The organism is Pseudomonas sp. 3MA1 (assembly GCF_029237275.1).
Lineage (GTDB): Bacteria > Pseudomonadota > Gammaproteobacteria > Pseudomonadales > Pseudomonadaceae > Aquipseudomonas > Aquipseudomonas fluorescens_AP.
Genome location: NZ_JAACFX010000010.1, coordinates 16,333 through 37,024 on the forward strand (window position 1 = coordinate 16,333; position 20,692 = coordinate 37,024).

Annotated in this window: 18 protein-coding genes; 5 read left to right on the forward strand and 13 right to left on the reverse strand. The window is 66.7% G+C overall.

Annotated features, from left to right (window positions below):
* Positions 1–21: 21 nt before the first annotated feature.
* The 7 genes from GWQ44_RS23875 to GWQ44_RS23905 form a co-directional block, all read right to left on the reverse strand.
* Positions 22–2,805: a malto-oligosyltrehalose synthase gene (locus tag GWQ44_RS23875; RefSeq protein WP_275928390.1), complete on the reverse strand. Its 2,784-nt coding sequence runs from the start codon at positions 2,803–2,805 to the stop codon at positions 22–24.
* On the reverse strand, positions 2,802–4,883 hold the full coding sequence (malQ, locus tag GWQ44_RS23880) for a 4-alpha-glucanotransferase (protein WP_275928391.1): 2,082 nt from the start codon (positions 4,881–4,883) through the stop codon (positions 2,802–2,804). The genes GWQ44_RS23875 and malQ overlap by 4 nt, the downstream gene beginning before the upstream one ends.
* On the reverse strand, positions 4,880–6,670 hold the full coding sequence (treZ, locus tag GWQ44_RS23885) for a malto-oligosyltrehalose trehalohydrolase (RefSeq protein ID WP_275928392.1): 1,791 nt from the start codon (positions 6,668–6,670) through the stop codon (positions 4,880–4,882). Before treZ ends, malQ begins: the two co-directional genes overlap by 4 nt.
* Positions 6,671–6,683: 13 nt before the next feature.
* On the reverse strand, positions 6,684–8,246 hold the full coding sequence (gene glgA, locus GWQ44_RS23890; protein WP_016966720.1) for a glycogen synthase GlgA: 1,563 nt from the start codon (positions 8,244–8,246) through the stop codon (positions 6,684–6,686).
* 442 nt (positions 8,247–8,688) lie between these two features.
* Positions 8,689–9,642, reverse strand: coding sequence for a D-2-hydroxyacid dehydrogenase family protein (locus tag GWQ44_RS23895; protein ID WP_016966719.1), 954 nt, complete (start codon positions 9,640–9,642; stop codon positions 8,689–8,691).
* Between the two features lie 166 nt (positions 9,643–9,808).
* Positions 9,809–10,258, reverse strand: coding sequence for a YqaA family protein (locus GWQ44_RS23900; RefSeq protein ID WP_016966718.1), 450 nt, complete (start codon positions 10,256–10,258; stop codon positions 9,809–9,811).
* Complete coding sequence (locus tag GWQ44_RS23905) at positions 10,255–10,704, reverse strand: DUF411 domain-containing protein (protein ID WP_016966717.1); 450 nt, start codon at positions 10,702–10,704, stop codon at positions 10,255–10,257. Before GWQ44_RS23905 ends, GWQ44_RS23900 begins: the two co-directional genes overlap by 4 nt.
* Before the next feature lie 319 nt (positions 10,705–11,023).
* Here GWQ44_RS23905 and GWQ44_RS23910 point away from each other — a divergent pair, with 319 nt between their 5' ends.
* Complete coding sequence (locus GWQ44_RS23910) at positions 11,024–11,467, forward strand: nuclear transport factor 2 family protein (protein ID WP_103740461.1); 444 nt, start codon at positions 11,024–11,026, stop codon at positions 11,465–11,467.
* On the opposite strand, the gene GWQ44_RS23915 is transcribed toward GWQ44_RS23910, so the two are convergent.
* The 3 genes from GWQ44_RS23915 to GWQ44_RS23925 form a co-directional block, all read right to left on the reverse strand.
* A complete protein-coding gene (locus GWQ44_RS23915) occupies positions 11,468–11,923 on the reverse strand; it encodes an SRPBCC family protein (RefSeq protein ID WP_275928393.1) in 456 nt (151 codons plus the stop codon).
* A 79-nt stretch (positions 11,924–12,002) separates the two neighbouring features.
* Positions 12,003–13,997 (reverse strand): methyl-accepting chemotaxis protein, encoded by a 1,995-nt coding sequence (locus GWQ44_RS23920; RefSeq protein WP_103740459.1) that lies wholly within the window; start codon positions 13,995–13,997, stop codon positions 12,003–12,005.
* A 51-nt stretch (positions 13,998–14,048) separates the two neighbouring features.
* On the reverse strand, positions 14,049–14,342 hold the full coding sequence (locus GWQ44_RS23925) for a hypothetical protein (RefSeq protein ID WP_275928394.1): 294 nt from the start codon (positions 14,340–14,342) through the stop codon (positions 14,049–14,051).
* A 116-nt stretch (positions 14,343–14,458) separates the two neighbouring features.
* Between GWQ44_RS23925 and GWQ44_RS23930 the strand changes: the two genes are divergently transcribed.
* Complete coding sequence (locus GWQ44_RS23930) at positions 14,459–14,992, forward strand: hypothetical protein (protein WP_275928395.1); 534 nt, start codon at positions 14,459–14,461, stop codon at positions 14,990–14,992.
* Between the two features lie 48 nt (positions 14,993–15,040).
* Here the strand turns inward: GWQ44_RS23930 and GWQ44_RS23935 are convergent, their stop codons facing one another.
* Positions 15,041–16,036, reverse strand: a complete 996-nt coding sequence (locus GWQ44_RS23935; RefSeq protein ID WP_016963802.1) for an aldo/keto reductase — start codon at positions 16,034–16,036, stop codon at positions 15,041–15,043.
* Between the two features lie 120 nt (positions 16,037–16,156).
* Here GWQ44_RS23935 and GWQ44_RS23940 point away from each other — a divergent pair, with 120 nt between their 5' ends.
* On the forward strand, positions 16,157–17,071 hold the full coding sequence (locus GWQ44_RS23940) for a LysR family transcriptional regulator (protein ID WP_275928396.1): 915 nt from the start codon (positions 16,157–16,159) through the stop codon (positions 17,069–17,071).
* 89 nt (positions 17,072–17,160) lie between these two features.
* Here the strand turns inward: GWQ44_RS23940 and GWQ44_RS23945 are convergent, their stop codons facing one another.
* Positions 17,161–17,289, reverse strand: a complete 129-nt coding sequence (locus GWQ44_RS23945) for a hypothetical protein (RefSeq protein ID WP_016966338.1) — start codon at positions 17,287–17,289, stop codon at positions 17,161–17,163.
* A 171-nt stretch (positions 17,290–17,460) separates the two neighbouring features.
* On the opposite strand from GWQ44_RS23945, the gene GWQ44_RS23950 reads away from it, so the two are divergent.
* A complete protein-coding gene (locus tag GWQ44_RS23950) occupies positions 17,461–17,649 on the forward strand; it encodes a hypothetical protein (RefSeq protein ID WP_042941707.1) in 189 nt (62 codons plus the stop codon).
* Positions 17,650–17,662: 13 nt separating this feature from the next.
* On the opposite strand, the gene GWQ44_RS23955 is transcribed toward GWQ44_RS23950, so the two are convergent.
* Positions 17,663–18,043: a fe2+ zn2+ uptake regulation protein gene (locus GWQ44_RS23955; RefSeq protein WP_103740457.1), complete on the reverse strand. Its 381-nt coding sequence runs from the start codon at positions 18,041–18,043 to the stop codon at positions 17,663–17,665.
* A 297-nt stretch (positions 18,044–18,340) separates the two neighbouring features.
* Here GWQ44_RS23955 and GWQ44_RS23960 point away from each other — a divergent pair, with 297 nt between their 5' ends.
* A complete protein-coding gene (locus tag GWQ44_RS23960) occupies positions 18,341–20,686 on the forward strand; it encodes an acylase (protein WP_275928397.1) in 2,346 nt (781 codons plus the stop codon).
* The last annotated feature ends 6 nt before the right edge of the window (positions 20,687–20,692 follow it).

A 20,692-nucleotide genomic window follows, 5' to 3' on the forward strand; every position in this document is an offset into this window, starting at 1 on the left:
CGCAATGCTCCTGGGCTGGCTTCAATGTTGAATCAAAAGGTTGAGCGCAAAGTCTTGCAACACGGCACTGATCAGCAATTGCTCATGGGGTGTGACTGCGGCGCTTGAAAAAAGTCCATTCAGTTTGCGGCGCGAGGCGGTGAACGGTAGTTGCACCCGGGTATCGCCCCATCGTTGTGCATCGACCTTAGGCACTGCGCTGTCTTCCAGCAGCGCGGCGGCCCGGATCGGCACGATCACCAGCAGCCGTTGCTCCTGGTATTCACGCATGAAGGCCAGGACCCGTCCGGCCTCCTGGCCGAGCACCGGCAAGGCCCGGTAGCGGCCACGCCGGAACAGCTCCGGGTACTGGCGGCGCAGGCCCAGGGTCCGGGCAATCAGGCCTTGCTTGATGCCCCCGTCGCGCCAACTGGCCAGCCACTGGCGGGGCTCGCCCAGGCGGTCGAGTGCTTGTTCCCGCGCCTCGTAGTCCACTGGCCGGCGGTTGTCCGGATCCACCAGGCTGAAGTCCCAGAACTCGTTGCCCTGATACAGGTCCGGCACCCCCGGCACCGTCATGCGCAGCAAAGTTTGCGCCAGGCTGTTGAGGGCGCCGGCGGGGGCGATGGCGTTCACCGCGTCGGCGATCGAGCGGCGCAAGGGCAGGCCCTCGGGCGCGCACAGCAGGCGCTCGATAAAGCCTTGCACGGCCTCTTCGTACTCCAGGTTCGGCGCGGCCCAGCTGCTGTGCAGCTTGGCTTCGCGCAGGGCCTTGAGCTGCCACTGGCCGATCCGCCGGGCGTAGTCGGCCAGGGCCGGTTGATCATCGGCCGACAGGTCCAGGGGCCAGCTGCCCAGGAGGGTCTGGTAGAGGATCAGTTCATCCGCCGCCGAGGGGGCGGCGCGGCCTTGGCGCAAGGGCTCGGCCAGCGGCCGCCAGGCCTGCACCTGGCGCACGTACCAGGCCGCGCGCTCGCTGAGCACCGCCAGGCGCGCGCGACTGTCCTCGCCGCGCTTGTGGTCGTGGGTGGCGCTGGTCAGCAGGTTGTCGGGGAACTGCTCCAGGCGCTGTTCGCAGGCGCTGTGGAAGGCCGCCGGCGCAGCGCTGAACTGCTCGGTATTGAAGCCCACGTCATTGCGCGCCAGGAGCACCGCCGAGCGATAGAAGGCGGTGTCCTCCACCGCCTTGGCCGCCGTCGGCGAGGTCAGTTGCTGGAAGCGCACGCCGGCGTGGCGCAGCAGTTTGCGTGGGCGGCCCGCCGGCTGCTGCCGCCAGCCCTGGCCGCCGAGCCAGCGCTCCAGGTAATCGAGCACCGGCCAGTCGGCTTCGCCCAGGCTGTCGCGGGCGCCCTGCATGGCCTGCTGGAACACCCGCTGGTCCTGGGGGCCACGGCCCCGGGCGCTGATGTAGGTGCGATACACCGGAAAGTGCACGATCAGCTCCTGCAGGGCCCGGCGAATGGCGCCCAGGGTCAGGTCGCGGCTCATCAGGTCCAGGCGCGCCACTTGCAGCAGGGCCTGGGCCACGCTTTCAAAGTCGCTGGCCAAAGAGCCATTGAGGACTTGCTGACGGGCCAACTGCGCTTCCTGGGCAAACTGCGCCGGCCGCTGGCTGTGCCGGCTCCACAGTTCGGCCAGCAGTGGCTGGCCGGTGGCGGCCTGCTGCAGCAGCGACAGCTGGTTCATGAATTCGTAGCCGGTGCTGCCGTCCACGCCCCAGTCGCGGGCCAGGCTTTCTCCGGCGCCGAGGATCTTTTCGACGTAGATCGGCAGGTGCTGGCCCGGGCGCAGGCGCTGGACTCGGCGCCGCAGCTTGCGGCAGTAGGCCCGGGGATCGGCCAGGCCGTCGATATGGTCGATGCGCAGGCCGTCCACCAGTTGGTCCTCGATCAGCTGGAAGATCTTGGCGTGGGTGGCTTCGAACACCGCCGGGCGCTCGACCCGCAGGCCGCCCAGCTCGTTGACGTCGAAGAAGCGCCGCCAGTTGATGTCGTCGGCGGCGGTGCGCCAGCTGGCCAGCCGGTAGCTCTGGCGCTCCAGCAACTGATGCAGGCGCTCCAGGCCTTCGGGCTGGCGCCCGTCGTAGTCTTGCAACCGCCGGGTGAGCGCTTGGCGCAGCGCCGGCTGTTGCAGCAGGCGCGCCAGGGCCTGTTGCAGGGGCCGGGCCCGGGCGTGGGCAGCGGCATCCGAGCGCAGGGCGTCGAAGGCGTCGGCCAGGGCCTTGAGCTCGGCCGCGGCCGCCGGTGCCCGGGTCGGGTCGATCCGCAGCAGCTCGCCGTAATCGGCGGGGCAGATGGGGAAGCGATGCGCGTGGTGCTGCACATGGAAGCCCGCCAGATCCTCGTCCAGCAGCAAGGGCAGGCTGCCTTGCTGCAGCGCCACGCCGTAGTCACTGGCCAGAAAGGGCAGCAACAGCTGGCCGTGCATCAGCGGGTCGGGGGAGTGCCACTGGATATCGAAGAATTCGCCATAGGGGCTCAGGCGCCCCCACTGCAACAGGTCCAGCCACCAGGGGTTGTCGCTGCCGCCCACCGCCATGTGGTTGGAGACGATGTCGAGGATCAGGCCCATGCCATGGGCGCGCAAGGCGCTCACCAGGCGCCTGAGGGCCGCTTCGCCGCCCAGTTCCGGGTTGACCCGGGTCGGGTCCACCACGTCGTAGCCGTGCATCGATCCCGCCCGGGCGCACAGCAGCGGCGAGGCATAGAGGTGGCTGATGCCCAGGCGCGCGAAGTAGGGCACCAGGGGCACGGCGTGGTCGAGGCTGAAACCCCGGTGGAACTGCAGGCGCAGGCTGGCCCGCAGCGGCGGCAGGCAGGGGCTCATCGGTCACGCTCAAAGGCTTGCTGGCGGGCGCAGGCCAGCAGTTCCAGGCGCCGGGCGGCGTCGCTGTCCTCCAGCAGGCGGCGGCTCGCGCTGGCCAGGCGCCGGCGCCAGTTGGGGTGGCTGTCGAGGGTGCCGGGCAGGTTGGCCTGTTCGTCGATGCCCAGGGCGTCCTCCAGGGGCAGCAGCACCAGCGGCGCCCGGGTATGGCCGAGAAAGCGCACGGCAGCGTCGATCACCTGCTCGGTTTCCTGGCAGTCCCGGCGAAAGTTCTGCGGGTCCCGGGCCAGGGCCTGGCGCAGGCCGTCACGCTCGCGCTGGCGGTGTTCGGCCCATTGCCGGGCGCCGTGTTCGTCCACCAGGCCCAGGCGCAGGTTCCAGTCGATGTCGCGGCCCTGCCACCAGCCCGTGAGGGTCGGCAGGTCGTGGGTGCTGGTGGTGGCCAGGGCGTTGTCCGGCCAGTCGAGGATCGGCTTGAAGTGGCAGCCGTGGTCCTGTTCGAACAGCAGCACGCGCATGCCGAGCATGGCCCGGGCGGCCAGCTTGTCGCGCAGGCCGTCGGGCACCGTGCCCAGGTCTTCGCCGAGGACAATGGCCTGATGCCGATGGGACTCCAGGGTCAGCAGGCGCAGCAGGTCGTCCACCGGGTAATTGAGGTAGGCGCCGTCGCTGGGTGGCGCGCCCAGGGGCATCACCCACAGGCGTTGCAGGCCCATCACATGGTCGATGCGCAGGCCGCCGGCGTGGGCGAAGTTGGCCCGCAGCATTTCGATGAAGGCACGAAAGCCATGGCGCTGCAGACCCTCGGGGGAGAAGGCGCAGATGCCCCAGCCCTGGCCCTGGCGATTGAGTACGTCCGGTGGCGCGCCCACGGTCAGGGACGCCAGCAGCTGTTCCTGGCGGCTCCAGGCCTGACTGCCGCCACCGTCGGCGCCTACCGCCAGGTCGGCGATCAGGCCGATGCCCATGCCGCCGCCGCGGGCCGCGCTCTGGGCTCGTTCCAGGCTGCGGGCGATCAGCCACTGGCAGAAGGCGTGAAAACCGATTTCCTCGGCGTGCTCCTCGGCAAACCGGGCCAGGGCCGGGCTGGCCGGGTTGCGCCACTGTTCTGGCCAGTGGCGCCAGTCCAGGTCCTCGCCACGGGCCGCTCGCTGGGCCTGGATGGCTTCGAAGCGGCAGTGGTTTTCCAGGGCTTCGCCGGCGGCCCGGCGATAGCTGGCGAAGTCCTCGTGCAGCGGATGCTGGCCGTGACAGAAACCCTCGTACAGGGCGCGCAAGGCCTGCTGCTTGGCCTTGGCGGCCTGGGGCCAGTCGATCAGCGGCTGATGCTCCAGGGCCTGCAGCTGTTCGCCGAGGCCCGAGGATTGGATGGCGTTGCGCCAGGCCCGGTCGCCGAGAATGGCCGCCGGCGCCGCATACAGGCTGTTGAGAAACAGCCGGCTGGAGGGCGAATAGGGGCTGTAGCGCTGGGGATCGGCGGCGAACATGGCGTGCAGCGGGCTGATGGCCAGGGCGTCGGCGCCGCGCTCGGCGGCCTGGCGGGCCAGGTCTTCCAGGGCCTGGGTGTCGCCAAAGCCGCCATCCCCGGGACGCCGCAGGGCATACAGCTGTACCGCCAGGCCCCAGGCGCGGGGCGTGGCCTGGTCCACGGCGTCGGCCACGCTGTAGCAGCGTTCGGGGGCCACGGCGAGGACGAAGTGTTCGTCGCCCACCTGTATCCCGTGGTAGCCCAGGGGCAGCACCCCGGGCAGCACGCCGGCCTCATCCAGGGCCAGGGACAGCTGGCTGCCGTCTTCCAGATGGATGGCGCAGAGCGTCTGCGCCGCAAAGTAGCGGGACAGGTCCAGCCCCTGGCCGACATCGGCGGTGAGCAGCGGCGGCAGGTGCCGACTCTGTTGCAGTGCCTGCAATTGCCGCAGGCTGTGCTGGATTTCCTGGTCGTTGTCGGCAGGGTGGCCCAGGCCCGCCAGCACTGCCCGCAGGACCCGGGGCTCGACCCTTTGCGCCCGGCCGTTGGCATCGACCCAATCCACGGCCAGGCCGGCGCGGCTGGCCAGCAGTTCCAGTTGCGCATCGCTCATCGGCGTTCTCCATCAGGGGCTGTCGGGGCGTGTATGTCGTCCAGCTGCACCACCACGCTGTAGGCCGGCAGCCAGCCCTGGCGCCAGTGGTCGAGGCTGCGGGGTGGGTGTTCGAACCAGAGTTGCCCCGCGGGCTCGGGGGCCAGCTCGACCCGGTGCGGGCTCAGATTGAGGTCGATGCGCAGGCGGCTGCCATCGCCCAGGCGCCAGCGCGCGCTGAGGGCGCCCTCGGCCAGTACCCGGGTGTCCAGGGCCCGGGCTGCGGGCAGGCGCGGGATTAACTGGCGATGGCGGATCTGCAGCAGGCTGCGGTACAGCGCCCGGGTCGCGGCGCCCTGGTCGGAGTCGGGCTGCGGGCGCGAGGCCTGGAAGGTCGACAGGGCATTGGGATCGGGGATGCGCTGGCGCTGGTGGGCATCGGCAAAGGCGCCGAAGGCGGCGAACTCGTTGCGCCGGCCCTCGCGCACCGCCTCGGCCAGCGGCCCCTGGTGACTGGTGAAGAACAGGAAGGGCTCCTGGGCGGCGACCTCGTCGCCCATGAACAGCAGCGGAATCATCGGTGACAGCAGCAACAGCGCCGTCGCGGCGTGCAGGGCCTGGGGCGCCGCCAGCTGGTTGAGGCGCTCGCCAAAGGCCCGGTTGCCGATCTGGTCGTGGTTCTGCAGAAACAGCACGAAGGCGCTGGGGGGCAGATGGCCGCTGGGTTCGCCGCGGACCTTGCCGTGGCGGTCGGCATGGCCCTGGAAGGCGAAGCCCTGGCTCAGGCAGCGCGCCAGCTGCGCGGTCGGGTCGTCGGCGAAGTCGGCGTAATAGGCTTCGGTTTCGCCGGTCAGCAGCACGTGCAGGGCGTTGTGGCCGTCATCGTTCCACTGGGCGTCGAAGCCCTGTTGCAGCAGGCTGGCCTGATTGCGTTCGTTCTCCAGGTTGAGCCACACATGGCGCCCGGGGGGCACGGCCTGGCGCACCCGCCGGGCCAGTTCGAGGAGAAAGTCCGGGTCGTCGATGGCGTGCACCGCATCCAGGCGCAAGCCGTCGAAGCGGTAGTCCAGGAGCCACATCAGGGCGTTGTCGATAAAGAAGTCGCGGACCGGGCGGCGGCGAAAGTCGATGGCCGCGCCCCAGGGGGTGTGCAGGTCCTGGCGAAAGAAGCCCTTGGCGTAGTGCGGCAGGTAGTTGCCGTCGGGGCCGAAGTGGTTGTAGACCACGTCGAGAATGACCGCCAGGCCCAGGCCGTGGGCGCAGTCGATCAGCGCCTTGAGCGCTTCGGGCGGACCGTAGGAGGCTTCCGGCGCGTAGGGCAGCACCCCGTCGTAACCCCAGTTGCGCGCGCCGGGGAACTCCGCCAGGGGCATCAGCTCGATGGCGGTCACCCCCAGCTCCACCAGGCCCGGCAAGGCCTGTTGCACCGCCTGGTAGCCACCCATGACGCCCACATGCAGCTCGTAGATCACCGCTTCGTGCCAGGGCCGGCCGGCCCAGGTGGGGTGCTGCCATTGATAGGCATCGGCGGCGACCACCAGGCTCGGGCCGTTGAGGTCGCCGTCCTGGGCCCGGGACGCCGGGTCCGGCACCAGCAGTTGCTGGTCGATCTTGAAGCGGTAGCGGCTGCCCGGGGGGCAGGGCGCCTCGAGCTCGAACCAGCCATCGGCCTGGGGCTGCATGGGCAGCGACTGGCCCTGGTCGAGTTCCAGGCTGACGCTGCGCGCATCCGGGGCCCAGAGGGCGAAGCGGGTGCGCGCCGCGTCCAGAACACGCGCGCCGTGGCGCGCCGAGTGATGGCGTGACATCGGCCCCGGCCCCTTACGGCCTCACGGCCTGCCCCAGGGATTTGGCCACCAGTTGCTCATAGAGCTCGGCGTAGGGCTCCACCGCCTTGCACCAGTTGAACGGTGCCGCCATGGCCCGGCAGCGCATGGCGTTGAGCAGTGCCGGGTAGGCGAACACCTTGAACGCCCGGGCCAGGGCCTGCTGGTAGCTGGGGACCGTGGATTCGTCGAACAGGAACCCGGTGACGCCATTGTCGATGGTGTCCGCCAGCCCGCCGGTGTTGCGCGCCACCGGCAGCGAGCCGAAGCGCTGGGCGTACATCTGGCTCAGGCCACAGGGCTCGTAGCGTGACGGCATGAGCAGGAAGTCGCTGCCGGCGAACATGCGTCGGGCGTCGGTTTCGTTGAAGCCGATATGCACCCCGATGCGCCCGGGGAAGCGCTGGGCCAGGGCGCGCATGGATTGTTCCTCTTCCGGTTCGCCACGACCGATGATGGCGATCTGGCCACCGGCTTGCACGATGAACTCGGCCACCGCCTCGGTGAGGTCCAGGCCCTTCTGGTAGACCAGCCGCGAAACCACGGCGAACAGCGGGCCGCTGCTGGGGTCGAGGCCGAACATCTGCCGCACATAGGCGGCATTGGCCGCCTTGCCTTCCCAGTCGCCGATGCTGAACGGGCGGAACAGATGGCTGTCGGTGGCGGCATCCCAGCTCTCGTCGATGCCGTTGGGAATGCCGCTGAGCAGACCCTGCTGGGTCTTGCTGGCGAGGAAGCCGTCCAGCCCGCAACCGAAGGCCGGGGTGGTGATTTCCTGGGCATAGGTGGCGCTGACCGTGGTGATGTGGCTGGCGTAGGCCATGCCGGCCTTGAGGAACGACAGCTTGCCGTAGAACTCCATGCCTTCCTGCTGCAGGGCGTGTTCGGGAATGCCCAGCTCCGGGCAGGAGGCCAGGCTGACCACGCCCTGGTAGGCCAGGTTGTGGATGGTGAACAGGGTCGGCGTGCGTTGTCCGCGCCAGTGCATGTAGGCCGGGGCCAGACCGGCGGGCCAGTCGTGGGCGTGCACCAGATCGGGGCACCAGTGGATCTGCGCCAGGTTGGCGGCGATATCGGCGGCGGCCAGTCCCAGGCGGGCGAAGCGAATGTGGTTGTCGGGCCAGTCGCGGCCATTGTTGGCGCCGTAGGGCGTGCCTTCGCGCTCATAGAGTTCCGGGCAGATCAGCACGTAGATCACTAGGCCGTCGGGCATGTCCATGCGCCCGATCTTGCACGCCGGCAGCGCCGCGTGGCCGCCCAGCTCGCCGATGATGTGGATCGGGTTCTCGCTGTGCAGCACCTGGGGGTAGCCGGGGATCAGCACCCGTACATCGTGCAGGTGGGCCATGGCCCGGGGCAGGGCGGCGGAGACATCGCCCAGGCCGCCGGTCTTGACCAGGTCGGCGATTTCCGAAGTGACGAACAGCACCCGCTTGCGGTTGGGATTGTGCCGGGCCAGCGGCAGCACCGTCTTGCTCCCCGAAGTCGGCTGGGCGGCGCGTTCGCCGGCCTGCGGTTGAGGATGCTCTCCCTGAGTATTCAATACGGCGCTGATCATAGGTCTCTCCGGTTTTTATTGAAGTGCTGGCGGCCAATTCCTGTGGCCGGACGCAAACGCGCCACACATCGATCAGCCTGAGCTGCTCGAGCGCTGAAGCAGAAAGGGTGGAGGAGCCGTTGCAAGGAATGCACCAGTGGCAGCGACCCTACCTTTAACCTGACCCTGGGCCGAAGCGAAAAGTTTCGACTTTTTCAGTGTCAAAGTGACCGACCGGTCACGGGGCGAATTTCAGTCTAGGACAGAACCTAGAGCGTCGCCGTGGCCCCCCGGGTTTTCCTCCGGAGGGCTGGCGCGAGCATGGACGTCTGCCGACGAAAGGTCGTGGCTGCACCGTCGGCGAGCGTGGCCGCTGCGCTAGCGGTGCGAAAACGCCGAGGCCCTGCCTGCGGCTGGTGCAGGGCCTGGGGCGCCTTGCCCGATAATGGGCAGGGGAGGCGGGTCAGTTGAGCAGGCGGATGGGCCGGCCGGCGTGCCAGGCCTGCAGGTCCTCGATCATCTGGCTGAAGAACACTCGGTAGTTCTGTCGACTGACATAACCGATATGGGGCGTGGCCAGGACATTGGGCAGACGCCGGAACGGATGCTCGGCGGGCAAGGGTTCTTCGGCGAACACATCGAGGGCAGCGCCGGCCAGCCGGCCCTGTTCCAGGGCGGCGATCAACGCCGCTTCGTCGACGATCGGCCCCCGGGCGGTGTTGACCAGCAGCGCGTCGGGCTTCATCCAGGCTAGGGCCTGGGCGTCCACCAGGTGGCGGCTGCGTTCACTGAGCACCAGGTGCACCGAGAGCACATCGGCCTGTTCGAACAGGGCCTGCTTGCCGACGAGGGTCACCCCCGCGGCGGCCGCGCGTTCGGCGCTGAGGTTCTGGCTCCAGGCGATCACCCGCATGCCGAACACCTGACCGAACTGCGCCACCCGCTGGCCGATGTTGCCCAGGCCGAGCAGGCCCAGGGTCTTGCCGTGCAGGTCGCCGCCCAGGCCCTGTTGCCAGTGACCGGCGCGCAGGGCATTGGCTTCGTTGAGCAGGTTGCGGGTCAGGGCCATGAGCAGGGCCCAGGTCAGTTCCGGGGCGGCCTGCCGGTAGCTGTCACTGCCGCAGACCTGGATCCCCAGGGCCTTGGCGGCCTCCAGGTCGATGGCGGCGTTGCGCATGCCGCCGGTCAGCAGCAACTTGAGTCGGGGCAGGCGTTGCAGCAGAGCGGCGTCGAACAGCGTGCGCTCGCGCATCACGCAGATCACCTGGAACGGCAGCAGGCGCTGCACCAGAAGCTCGCGGTCGCCGGGGTAGTCATGCAGGAAGCTGACCTGGCCGATGCCCTGCAGCACCGACCAGTCCACCACCTCGCGGGCCACGTCTTGCCAATCGTCGATTACCGCAATCTGCAGCGTCATGTTCGGGCTCCTGATTCGGGGAGGGATCAAGCGGCCCGGCGGGGCCTGCTGAGGTTGCCGATCATGGCGCAGATTTGTGGCCATGCGCACGCGGATATTCATTGGCGCCGGCCTGTCGGCAAGCCGGTTCCGGGAGGCGGATGGCCAGGCCGCTAGGGGCTGGCCGTCAAGTGCCCGGGCTGGCCAGCCAGCCCAGGGTCAGCCACAGCAATACGGCGTAGCGGGCGCCCTTGGCCAGGCTCACCAGCAGCAGGAAACGCTTGAGTGGCTCGCCCATTACGCCGGCCACCAGGGTCAGCGGGTCGCCGATCAGTGGCATCCAGCTCAGCAGCAGCGACCAGTGGCCGTAGCGCTGATAGTGCCGGCGGGCCCGCTCCAGGTGCCGTGGGCTGACTGGGAACCAGCGGCGATCCTTGTAATGTTGCAGACGGCGCCCCAGCCACCAGTTGACCAGGGAGCCCAGCACATTGCCCAGGGTCGCCACCAGCCATAGCCCGAGCACGCTCAGTTGGCTGTTATGCAGCAGGCCCACCAGCAGCGCTTCCGATTGCAGGGGCAGCAGGGTGGCGGCGGCGAAGGCCGCGAGGAACAGGCCGAGGTAGGCGCCGAGAATCAACGGGCCGGGTAGTGTGCAACCACCACATCCTTACCGTCACGGGTCAGGCCGATGACCTGGAAGGCGTCGGCGCCCATGCCGTCCATCTCCATGCCGGGCGAGCCCATGGGCATGCCGGGGGCGGCGATGCCCAGCAGGTCGTCGCGCTTGCGCAGGGCCAGCACCTGTTCGGCCGGTACGTGGCCCTCGACGAACTTGCCGTCGATCACCGCGGTGTGGCAGGAGCGCAGGCGCGGTGCCACGCCCAGGCGCTGCTTGACCGGGCTCATGTCGGCTTCGACATGATCGCGGACGTTGAAGCCGTTGGCCTGCAAATGCTCGATCCACTTCTTGCAGCAGCCGCAGTTGGCGTCCCGGTGGACATCGATGTCGAGGCTGCCGGCGGCCTGGGCCAGGGACGTGAGGAACAGGGCGGACAGGGCCGCCAGACGCAGAGTGTGTTTCATGAAATATCTCGTGTGGATTCGCCGGCCATTGCCAGGGGCCGCGCATTTTTGCGGTTTTTCGCGGTTTCTGGCGCGCCTGTATGTATCAAAGTGATACAAAGCCGCTGCCCGGGTTCCACCGGTCCGGGGCTTGATGCCCCGCTGGCTTGTGGGCGGGCCCGGCATGCCGATAGAGTCCCGTGGGTTTGGCACAGCCTAAGCGGCGCTGGCTGTCAGCAACCTGAGGCCTGGATGACAGATCTGTCAGGTGGCGGGCGGCCAGGGCGGACAATCTTGTACAGGGCCGAACGCATGGCCCGCAGCACACCGGCGAGGCTCCATGAAACCCTACCTGACATTGTTGCTCCTGCTGTTATTGGCCACTCCGGCGCTGGCCGGGTACAGCGCCCAGGAGCAGGAGAACCGGCGCAACGTGCTGGCGTTCTATCAACTGGCGCTGAACGACAAGGACTTCGCCGCTGCCCGACCCTACCTGGGCGCGCACTACATTCAGCACAATCCGGCCGTGGCGGACGGCATCGAGGGATTCAGGACTTTTATCGAGTTTCTCAAGCTGCACTACCCGCAATCGCGCAGCGAGATCAAGCGCCTGTTCGTCGATGGCGACTATGTGATCGTGCAGGTGCGCAACACCGGCCGCGAGCCGGGGGTGGTCAAGTCGATCATCGATATCTATCGCCTGGAGCAGGGCAAGATCGTCGAGCATTGGGACGCCAGCCAGGTGTTGCCGGACAAGGCCGCCAATGCCAACGGCGCCTTCTGATCAGCTGGCCGCGGCTTCCAGGCGTTGCTTGAGATTGCCCAGGGCCTGGGCCGACAGCTGCTCCATGCGCGGGCGCAGGCCGCTCAGATGCAGGTCGCTGGAGAACGCCAGGGTGCGCTGCAAGAGCGTACCGTCCCCCTGTTTGCTCAACTGGTAGTGAATCGAGCCATCCAGCGCGGCGGAGCTGAACACGGCCTTGAATTCCTTGGGAAACTGCGCGACCAGCACCCGGTAGCTCATGGGGATCTGCACCCCCAGCAGGTCCATGGTTTCACTGAAGCGATGGCCGGCCGGCAGCGAGCCGCCGAGCCCGGTGTCGGCGCGCAGGCTGCAAGGGTGCCACTCCGGCCAGCGGTCCGGCTGGGTCACGTAGTAGTAGACGGTGTCGATACCGGCCCGGATATACAGCTCGTGGCGGATCTGCTCCTGCAATAGATGTATTTGCCGCTGGCCCATGACGCACCCCACTTCCTTGTGACCTGAGCCACCAATATAGTCCCGCCGCCCGGGGCTGCCAGCGACGGCGGGTGACCGTTCAGCGGACTTTGAAGCGGCCCATCAGGTGGCTGACCTGGGCGTTGGCTTGCAGCAGGCTCTGGGTGTTGCTTTCGCCAGCCCGGGCGCTCTCTACCAGCTCCTCGACCATGTGTCGGATGCTCACCATGCTGCGGTTGATCTCCTCGGTCACCGCGCTCTGCTGTTCGGCGGCGGTGGCGATCTGGGTGCTGAGGCTGTTGATCTGGCTCACCGAGTCGGCCATCTGATCGAGGCCGCTGTTGACCCGCGCCGTGGCGTCCGCCGCCGACTGGCAACTGGCCTGGGTGTTTTCCATGGCGCTGACCGAAGAACTGACGCCCTGGCTCAGGCGGCCGAGCATTTCGTTGATCTGCGAGGTGCTGTCCTGGGTCCGCGCCGCCAGCGCCCGGACTTCGTCGGCGACCACCGCGAAGCCGCGCCCTTGTTCTCCGGCCCGGGCCGCTTCGATGGCGGCGTTGAGGGCCAGCAGGTTGGTCTGCCCGGCGATGTCGCCGATCACCCCGAGGATTTCGGTGATGCGCTGGGCGTCGGCCTGCATGGCTTCGACCTTGTGGGTGGCATCGGCCACTTCGTCGATCAGGGCGATCACGCTGCCGGAGGCCTGGCCCACCACCACTCGCGAGTGCTCGGCATGCTCGTTGGCGCGGCGGGTGAAGTCCGCGGTCTGCGCGGCGTTGGCCGCGACGCTGTCGGCGGTGCTGCTCATCTGCGTGATGGCGGTCACGGTCTGATCGGTTTCCGAGGCGTGACGCAGGAGAATCTGCTGGCTGTGGGCCGAGCTTTGTTGCAACTGCGCCAGGCTGCCGGCCATGGCGTCGGTGGCCTGGGTCACGTCGCCGATCATCTGCTGCAGGTACTGGATGAAGCGGTTGACCGAATGGCCGATGGCGCCAAGCTCGTCCTCGGCGCGGATCACGATGCGTCGGGTCAGGTCGGCGTCACCGGTGGCCAGGGCATCGATGTTGCCCTTGAGGATCTTCATCCGCTGCACCAGTTGGCGGATCGCATAGACCTGCAACAGCACCAGCAGGATCACCATGGGGATCTGCAACAGGCTCAGGGTGCTCAGGACATCGTCGCGCTGGGCGGTGATCAGCTGGGTGGGCAGGGTGCTGGCGAGGAACCAGGGGGTGCCTTCGATGGCGCGCATGAAGAAGGTACTGGGCACCCCGGCGTTATCGAATTCGATGCGCTGGGCGCCCTTGTCGCGCTGCCCCAGCGCGGCCTGGACCTGGGCGGCGAAGGGCGAGGCGGCGGCCAGCTCGCGAATGTTCTTGAGGACGATCGGGCCACTGATGCGTGAGCTGTTGCTGATGATCTTGCCGTCGGCCTCGACGATCAGCATCTGCGCATTGAGTTCCTGCTCCTGGCGGGCCACCAGGTCATTGAAAAAGCCCAGGGTCACGTCGATGGTGGCCACGCCCCAGGGCTGGCCGTCGCGGCGGATGGCCATGGCGCAGTTGGTCCGCGGCTCGGCGCTGGCGTCGTCCTTGTAGGCCGCGGCCCAGGCGCACTGGCCGGGAGCGGTCTGCATGCCGCCCTTGTACCAGGACTGGTCGTAGTAGTTGGGGGCCGGGTCGCTGTTCCAGAAGGTGTTGACCACCAGCTTGCCGGAGGCGTCGCGGTGCCAGAAGGTGCTGTGCTTGTTGCGGCCCGGAGTGCGCTGGCCCGGCAGGGGCCAGATGCCGCCACCGAAGACTTTCTGCTCGCCGTACTGGTCCACCAGCCCCGGCAGGACCTTGTCGATGCTGTCGCTGTCGAGCAGGGGAATGGTCTGGGTGATGCTGCGCTGCTGGGCCTGGACCTTGTTCAGTTCGCCCTGGATGCGTTCCGCCACTTCGGCGATGCGGTTCAGGGCCACCTGTTCTTCGGTATGGCGCAGCTTGGGCGCGACCAACTGACTGATGCCCACGACGGTGAGTACCAGCATCAAGACAATGAACAGGACCAGAAACAGCGTGTAGCGGGCTTGAATGGTGCGCAAAGCGGGCATGGGACCTGTCCTTACCGAGCGTTTTTTATTATTCGGGGGTGGTGAGCCGTGTCAGGGCATCCACAGGATGTCGGCGCGGGTTTTCAGCTCTTTAGTACGATCGTGCAAAAAAGTTGCCGGAGGTGAAAAAAACTTCTCGGCACGGGTACGCAAAGGCACCGGGCTGGGGGGGGGCGCAAAGGCGCTATAAAACCAGGAAAAGATGACGGTTCGAGCAGGGGTAACTCTCCACCCGCCCTGTAAATCAAGCCTTTGGGTGAAATGTGTCGAGTTTGTACAAAAATTGTAAATTGTGAAAATAAAGCGTTGTTGCCGGGCTCCCCCGGCGTTGATACTGGCGCCCATTCAGATGATTCAACACGGCTTCCACCCAGTTTCAGGACCCTCATCAGAGCTTTCAGGCTCTGGCGGTCGATAGGCGAAACAGGGGGATCGGCAAGCCGGACTACAGGAGTGTCAGCATGGCAATCGGATACGTTGGAGGCTGGACCAGCAAGGCGGGTCTGTTGGTGCAGGACGGCGGTGGCAGTTCCTCCAAACCGGTTTCGCAGAGCGCCAAGGTGCGGCAGATGTTGAGCCTGGTGGGCAGCAACCCCACGGTGCTGGACATCCGCAAGATGGACCAGTTGAAACTGCACAAGCAGATCAAGGGCTTTGATCCGACCAACGTGACCACCAAGTCCCTGGGCGGCATGAGCACCTTTTTGAAGAACAACGGCCTGATTTCCGATGTCACCGCGCTGAATCTGCTCAACGCCGGCGACAAGTTCGACCGCTTCGGCATTCCGAAGAACCCGGACGAGCCCTTCAATGCGCTGGAATACTTCGCCATGAAGCTCGATGACATCCAGAACAACAACATCAAGGGCAACAAGTACGCCAACTACCTGGTGCCCGAGTACAAGAAGGCCATCTACGTGCTGCAGAGCCTGCAGAACTACGGCAAGGGCAACGGCACCACGGTGACCGACAAGAACGTTTCCGCCAAAGCCTGATGAGCGGATGCTTGCGCGCTCGCCCGGCGAGCGCGCAAACCGCGTGCTTCAGCGCGTCAGCAGCGCCATGACCTCTTCGGGATAACGATTGCCCGCCGTGTTGCCCGGGCTGAAGATCTGCTCCAGCGACGCCAGCTCCTGCGCAGTCAAGCGCACCTCCAGCGCCCCCAGGTTTTCCTCCAGATAGCGCCGTTGCTTGGTTCCGGGAATCGGAATCAGGTAGTCGCCCTGTGCCAGCACCCAGGCCAGGGCCAGTTGCCCGGCACTGACCTGTTTGTCCGCCGCCAGTTGCTGCACCTGTTGCACCAGTTGCAGGTTGCGCTGGAAGTTCTGCCCCTGAAAACGCGGGCTCTGGCGCCGGTAGTCGTCAGCGGCGAAATCGTCCGGGCTTTGCAGGGCGCCGGTGAGAAACCCCCGGCCCAGGGGGCTGTAGGGCACGAAGGCAATCCCCAGGCGTTGGCAGGCTGCAAGACAGCCGTTGTCTTCCTGATCACGGCTCCACAACGAATATTCGCTTTGCAGGGCGCTGATGGGGTGCACCTTGTGCGCCCGTTCCAGGGTCGCTGCCGAAGCTTCGCTCAGACCCAGGTAGCGCACCTTGCCGGCCTGGACCAGCTCGGCCATGGCGCCGACGGTTTCCTCGATGGCCACTTGCGGATCGACCCGGTGCAGGTAATACAGGTCCAGGGTGTCCACGCCGAGGCGGCGCAGGCTGCCGTCGATGGAGGCGCGCACGTATTCCGGGCGGCCGTTGACGCCGCGGGCCGTGGCGTCGCCCGGATCGCGGACGATGCCGAACTTGCTGGCCAGGAACACTTGCTGGCGCTTGCCGCGAATCGCCTGGCCGATCAGTTCTTCGTTGCTGTGGGGGCCATACATGTCGGCGGTGTCCAACAGGTTGATCCCTAGTTCCAGGGCGCGGTGCAGGGTGGCGATGGCTTCCCGGGGATCGCTGTCGGGGGTGTAGAAGTCGCTCATGCCCATGCAGCCCAGGCCGATGGCGGAAACTTGCGGACCGTTGTGACCCAATTGTCGTGTGTGCATCGCTGATTATTCCGGTGAGTGGGGAAGAGCGTGCAGTTTGCTACTCGACAAAAAACCGATAAACAGGCTAAAAACGCTATCACTATTGGTATTTTCTAAATAATCGCGAGCCGGTATTCCATGGATCGTTTCAACGCCATGCGCGTCTTCACCCGAATTGTCGAGCTCGGCGGCTTTGCCCGGGCCGCCGACGACCTGCAAATGCCCCGGGCCTCGGTGACCATCCTGATCAAGCAACTGGAAGCCCACCTGGGGGTGCAACTGCTGCACCGCACCACCCGCCAGGTCAGTCCGACCCTGGATGGCGCCGCCTATTACCGGCGCTGCCTGCAGCTGCTGGCGGATCTGGAGGAAACCGAGGCGGCGTTTTCCCTGACCCGGCACCATCCCCGGGGGCTGTTGCGCATCGACATGCCGGTGGGCATTGGTCGCCTGATGGTGATTCCGGCCTTGCCGGAGTTCTCTGCCCGCTACCCGTTGATCGAGCTGGAGATCGGCCTCAATGACCGTCCGGTGGACCTGATCCGCGAAGGCGTCGATTGCGCCTTGCGTGGCGGCCCGACGCTGGACGACAGCCTGGTGGCGCGGCCGCTGGTGCAATTGCAGCAGGTGACGTGCGCCAGTCCCGGCTACCTGCGCCAGCGGGGGATTCCACGGTCCCTGGCGGATCTGCCGGGGCATCAGATGGTGGAGTACTTCTCCAGCGTCAGCGGCAAGCGCTACGGCCTGGAGTTCTTCGTCGATGGCCAGTTGCGCCAGCTGCAGTTGCCCAAGCAGGTGGCGGTCAACAGCGCCGACGGTTACCTGGCGGCCTGCGAGGCCGGTTACGGGCTGGTGCAGACCCCGTACTACAACGTTGCCCGGCAGTTGCACGCCGGCCTCCTGCAGGAGGTGCTGCAGGACTGCCCGGCGCCGACGCTGCCCCTGACCGCGCTGTATCCGCCCCAGCGCCATCTGTCGACCCGGGTGCGGGTGCTGGTCGACTGGTTGGTGGAGCTGTTCGCTCGCCCCGGCAATCTGACCTCGCGCCCCTGAAAGCGCCGGGCCCTGACAGCAGAACGCCCGCGACGGGGCGGGCGTTGCTGGTGGGTGATGGGTTGCGGCCGATGGCTTGGCCGCACGCCTCAGCGGTGGTAGTAGCCGGGACCGCCGTCGTAGTAACGGTGATGGCCGCCATCGCGGGGCATGATGATGCAACCAGACAGGGCCAGGATGGCCAGCAGGGGAATCAGCAGTGTGATTCGACGGAACATTGATCAATCCTCAAGGGGCACGGAAAACGCAACAGGCCGGCAAGGAAGCCAAATCTCCTTGGCGCCTGTACCATGTGACCCCGATTTCCCCGGCCCATCCCCAAAACCTGGTAGGTGCTTGGCATCGACCTTGATACACAGCGGATACATTTACAGCTTCAGGACCCCGCAATGACCCAGTCACAACGCTTGAAATACTCGATTCTGATTTCCCTGGTGGTACTGGGGATCATGCTTGGCCTTTCCTACCTGCAGAACCACGGCGTCATCAGCGAAAAACTGTTTCAGTACATCGCCATTGGCGTGGCGGTGGTCGTGGTGGTGATCAATGGCGTGATGCGGCGCAAGGTCAAGCCCTGAGCCGCCGGCGGCCTCAGGAGAGGCCGTCGAGCACCGCTGCGGCCCGCTGGTGCAGGCTGTAGCTCTTGTCCGCATTGAGGGTCAGCACGCCCTCGCTGCACAGGCGTTTCAACACTTCCCGAACACTGAGAAACGACAGCGGTATGTCCAGTTCCAGCAATTGGCTGTGGATGCCGCGCACGCCCAGGGAGCGCTCGCTCTGGGCGGCGGTGAGCAGGGCGTCGATGACTTTCAGGCGAATCAGGCTGGTGCGCAGGCCAAAGCTCTTGAGCAGTTGCTTGATGCGTTCGTTGCTGTTGCGCTCGGCGCTGCGGCCGAAGACGCCGGCGCCGGCATTCAGCGAGGGCGGGTTGTTCACGGTGGTGCCATCCATTGGCAGTTGCGGGTTGTACATGCAAGAACTCCTTATCAGAGCCTGATCAGGAAAAGAATGATGGGTGCTCTAGTACTAGACGAGCGAGCGTGCCCAATCATGAGGCCCTGGATGTAGAAAAATTGTCAGTATCGAGTCACTGACATGTCATGGCCGCAGTGGCCGCCGCTGTGGCAGTAAATTTTTTTTCCGGTCTTCGTCTTTATGGGCAGGCAGGCGCCGGTTGATCCGCGCGCGGCTGGATTCCCAGACTGGCGGCATTGCCCAACCCCGCCTGCGCACCAGTCCTGGTTGTATTTTTTTGTATCAGGAGTCGGTGTGATCATTTCCAGGCAGTTCCCGCATGTTGCCCTTGCCGCCGTGTTGCTGAGCCTCGCTGGTGGCGTTCAGGCCCAGGCCCATCCACAGCCCCAGCCCGGCCCGGTCCAGGCCGAGATCCGCCGCACCAGCTTTGGTGTGCCACATATCCGTGCCGCCGACGAGCGTGGCCTGGGCTATGGCATCGGTTACGCCTATGCCCAGGACAATCTGTGCCTGATGGCCAATGAAGTGCTGACGGTCAACGCCGAGCGCTCGCGGTATTTCGGTCCCGAGGGCCAGACCCTGGAGCAGCGCGACAACCTGGCCAGCGATGTGTTTTTCAGCTGGCTGAATACCCCCGAGGCGGTGGCGGCTTTCTGGCAGGCGCAGACTCCGGCGCTGCGCGAGCGCATGCAGGGCTATGTCGAAGGCTTCAACCGCCAGTTGCTCGAGCGCCGCGCTCAGGGCTTGCCGGAGCAGTGTCAGGGCGATTGGGTGCGGCCGCTGACCAGCGCCGATCTGGTGAAGCTGACCCGGCGCCTGCTGGTCGAGGGTGGCGCCGGCCAGTTCGCCGAAGCCCTGGCCGCGGCCACGCCCCCGGGAGCCCCTGCCCAGGCGGCGCTGAGTGGCAAGCAGTGGCAACTGGCGGCGACCCGGCAACAGGGGTTTGCCCTGGATCGGGGCAGCAACGCCGTGGCGATTGGCGGCGAGCGTTCGTTCAACGGTCGCGGCCTGCTGCTGGCTAATCCGCATTTTCCCTGGATCGGCGGCATGCGCTTCTATCAGATGCACCTGACCATTCCCGGCCAACTGGATGTGATGGGCGCGGCCTTGCCCGGTCTGCCGCTGATCAATATCGGCTTCAACCAGCACCTGGCCTGGACCCACACCGTGGATACCTCCAAGCACTTCACCCTGTACCGCCTGCAACTGGACCCCAAGGACCCGACCCGCTACCTGCTGGACGGTCGCTCGCTGCCATTGCAGCGTCAGGTGGTGACGGTGCAGGGCAAGGGCGCGGACGGCCGCTTGCAACCCCAGTCGCGGACCCTCTACAGCTCGGTGTTTGGCCCCATCGTGCAATGGCCGGGGGAGTTGGACTGGGACCGCCAGTACGCCTACAGCCTGCGCGACGCCAACCTCGACAACAGCCGGGTGCTGGCCCAGTGGTACGCGATGAACCAGGCCGGTAGCGTCAGCGATCTGCAAGACAGCGTGCACCGGTTGCAGGGCATTCCCTGGGTCAACACCCTGGCGGTGGATGACCAGGGCCGTGCGCTGTACATGAACCAGTCGGTGGTGCCCAACGTGACCCAGGCCAAGCTGGCGCAGTGCAGTGACCCGCGGGCCGGGACCCGGGTCATCGTTCTGGATGGCTCGCGCAGCGCCTGTGCCTGGGACATCGATCCGGCCGCGGCGCAGCCGGGGATCTTCGCCGCCAGCCAGTTGCCGCAGCTGGCGCGCAACGACTACCTGCAGCATTCCAATGACTCGGCCTGGATGGTCAACCCGGCGGCGCCGCTGCGGGGTTTCTCGCCGGTGATCAGCCAGCAGGACGTGCCGCTGAAGCTGCGCGCGCGTTTTGCCCTGGAGCGCTTGAGCCGGATGCCCAAGGCCCAGGTCAGCGATCTGCAGCACATGGTCACGGACGATCAGGTGTACCTGGCCGGGCAGGTGATGCCGGACCTGCTGCAATTCTGCGCGCAGGACCTGGGGCCCGACGCCCAGCGACTGGCCGCGCTGTGCGCCAGCCTCAAGTCCTGGGACCGCAGCGCCGGATTGCAGGCGGGCCTGGGGTTCGTGCACTTCCAGGGCATCATGCAGCCGCTGTTGCAGAGTCCCGATATCTGGCGCGTAGCCTTCGATCCCAAGGACCCGCAGCACACGCCCCGTGGACTGGCCATCAGTCGTCCGCCAGTGGCCCAGGCCCTGCGCGAGGCAATGCTGGCCTCGGCGCAGCAGGTGGAGCAGGCCGGGCTGGGCGCCGATGTGCGTTGGGGCGATATCCAGCAGGTGAGCCAGGGCGGACGGCCGACCCCGGTGCCCGGCGGTCCGGAAAGCCTGGGGGTGTACAACGCCATCCAGAGCGTGCCGGGGGCGGACGGCAAGCGCGAGGTGGTCAGCGGCACCAGCTACCTGAATGTGGTCAGCTTCGACGAGCAGGGCCCGCGGGCCCTGGGGTTGCTGGCGTTCTCCCTGTCCAGCGATCCGGCCTCGGCGCATTTTCGCGACCAGACCGAGGCGTTCGCCCGTCATCAGTGGCAGGTGCTGCCCTTTACCGAGGCGCAGATCCGCGCCGATGGCCAGTATCAGTCGCAACTGATCGAGGAGCCGCGACAGGATTCGCAGCCGTTGGCCAAGTAGTGGGTG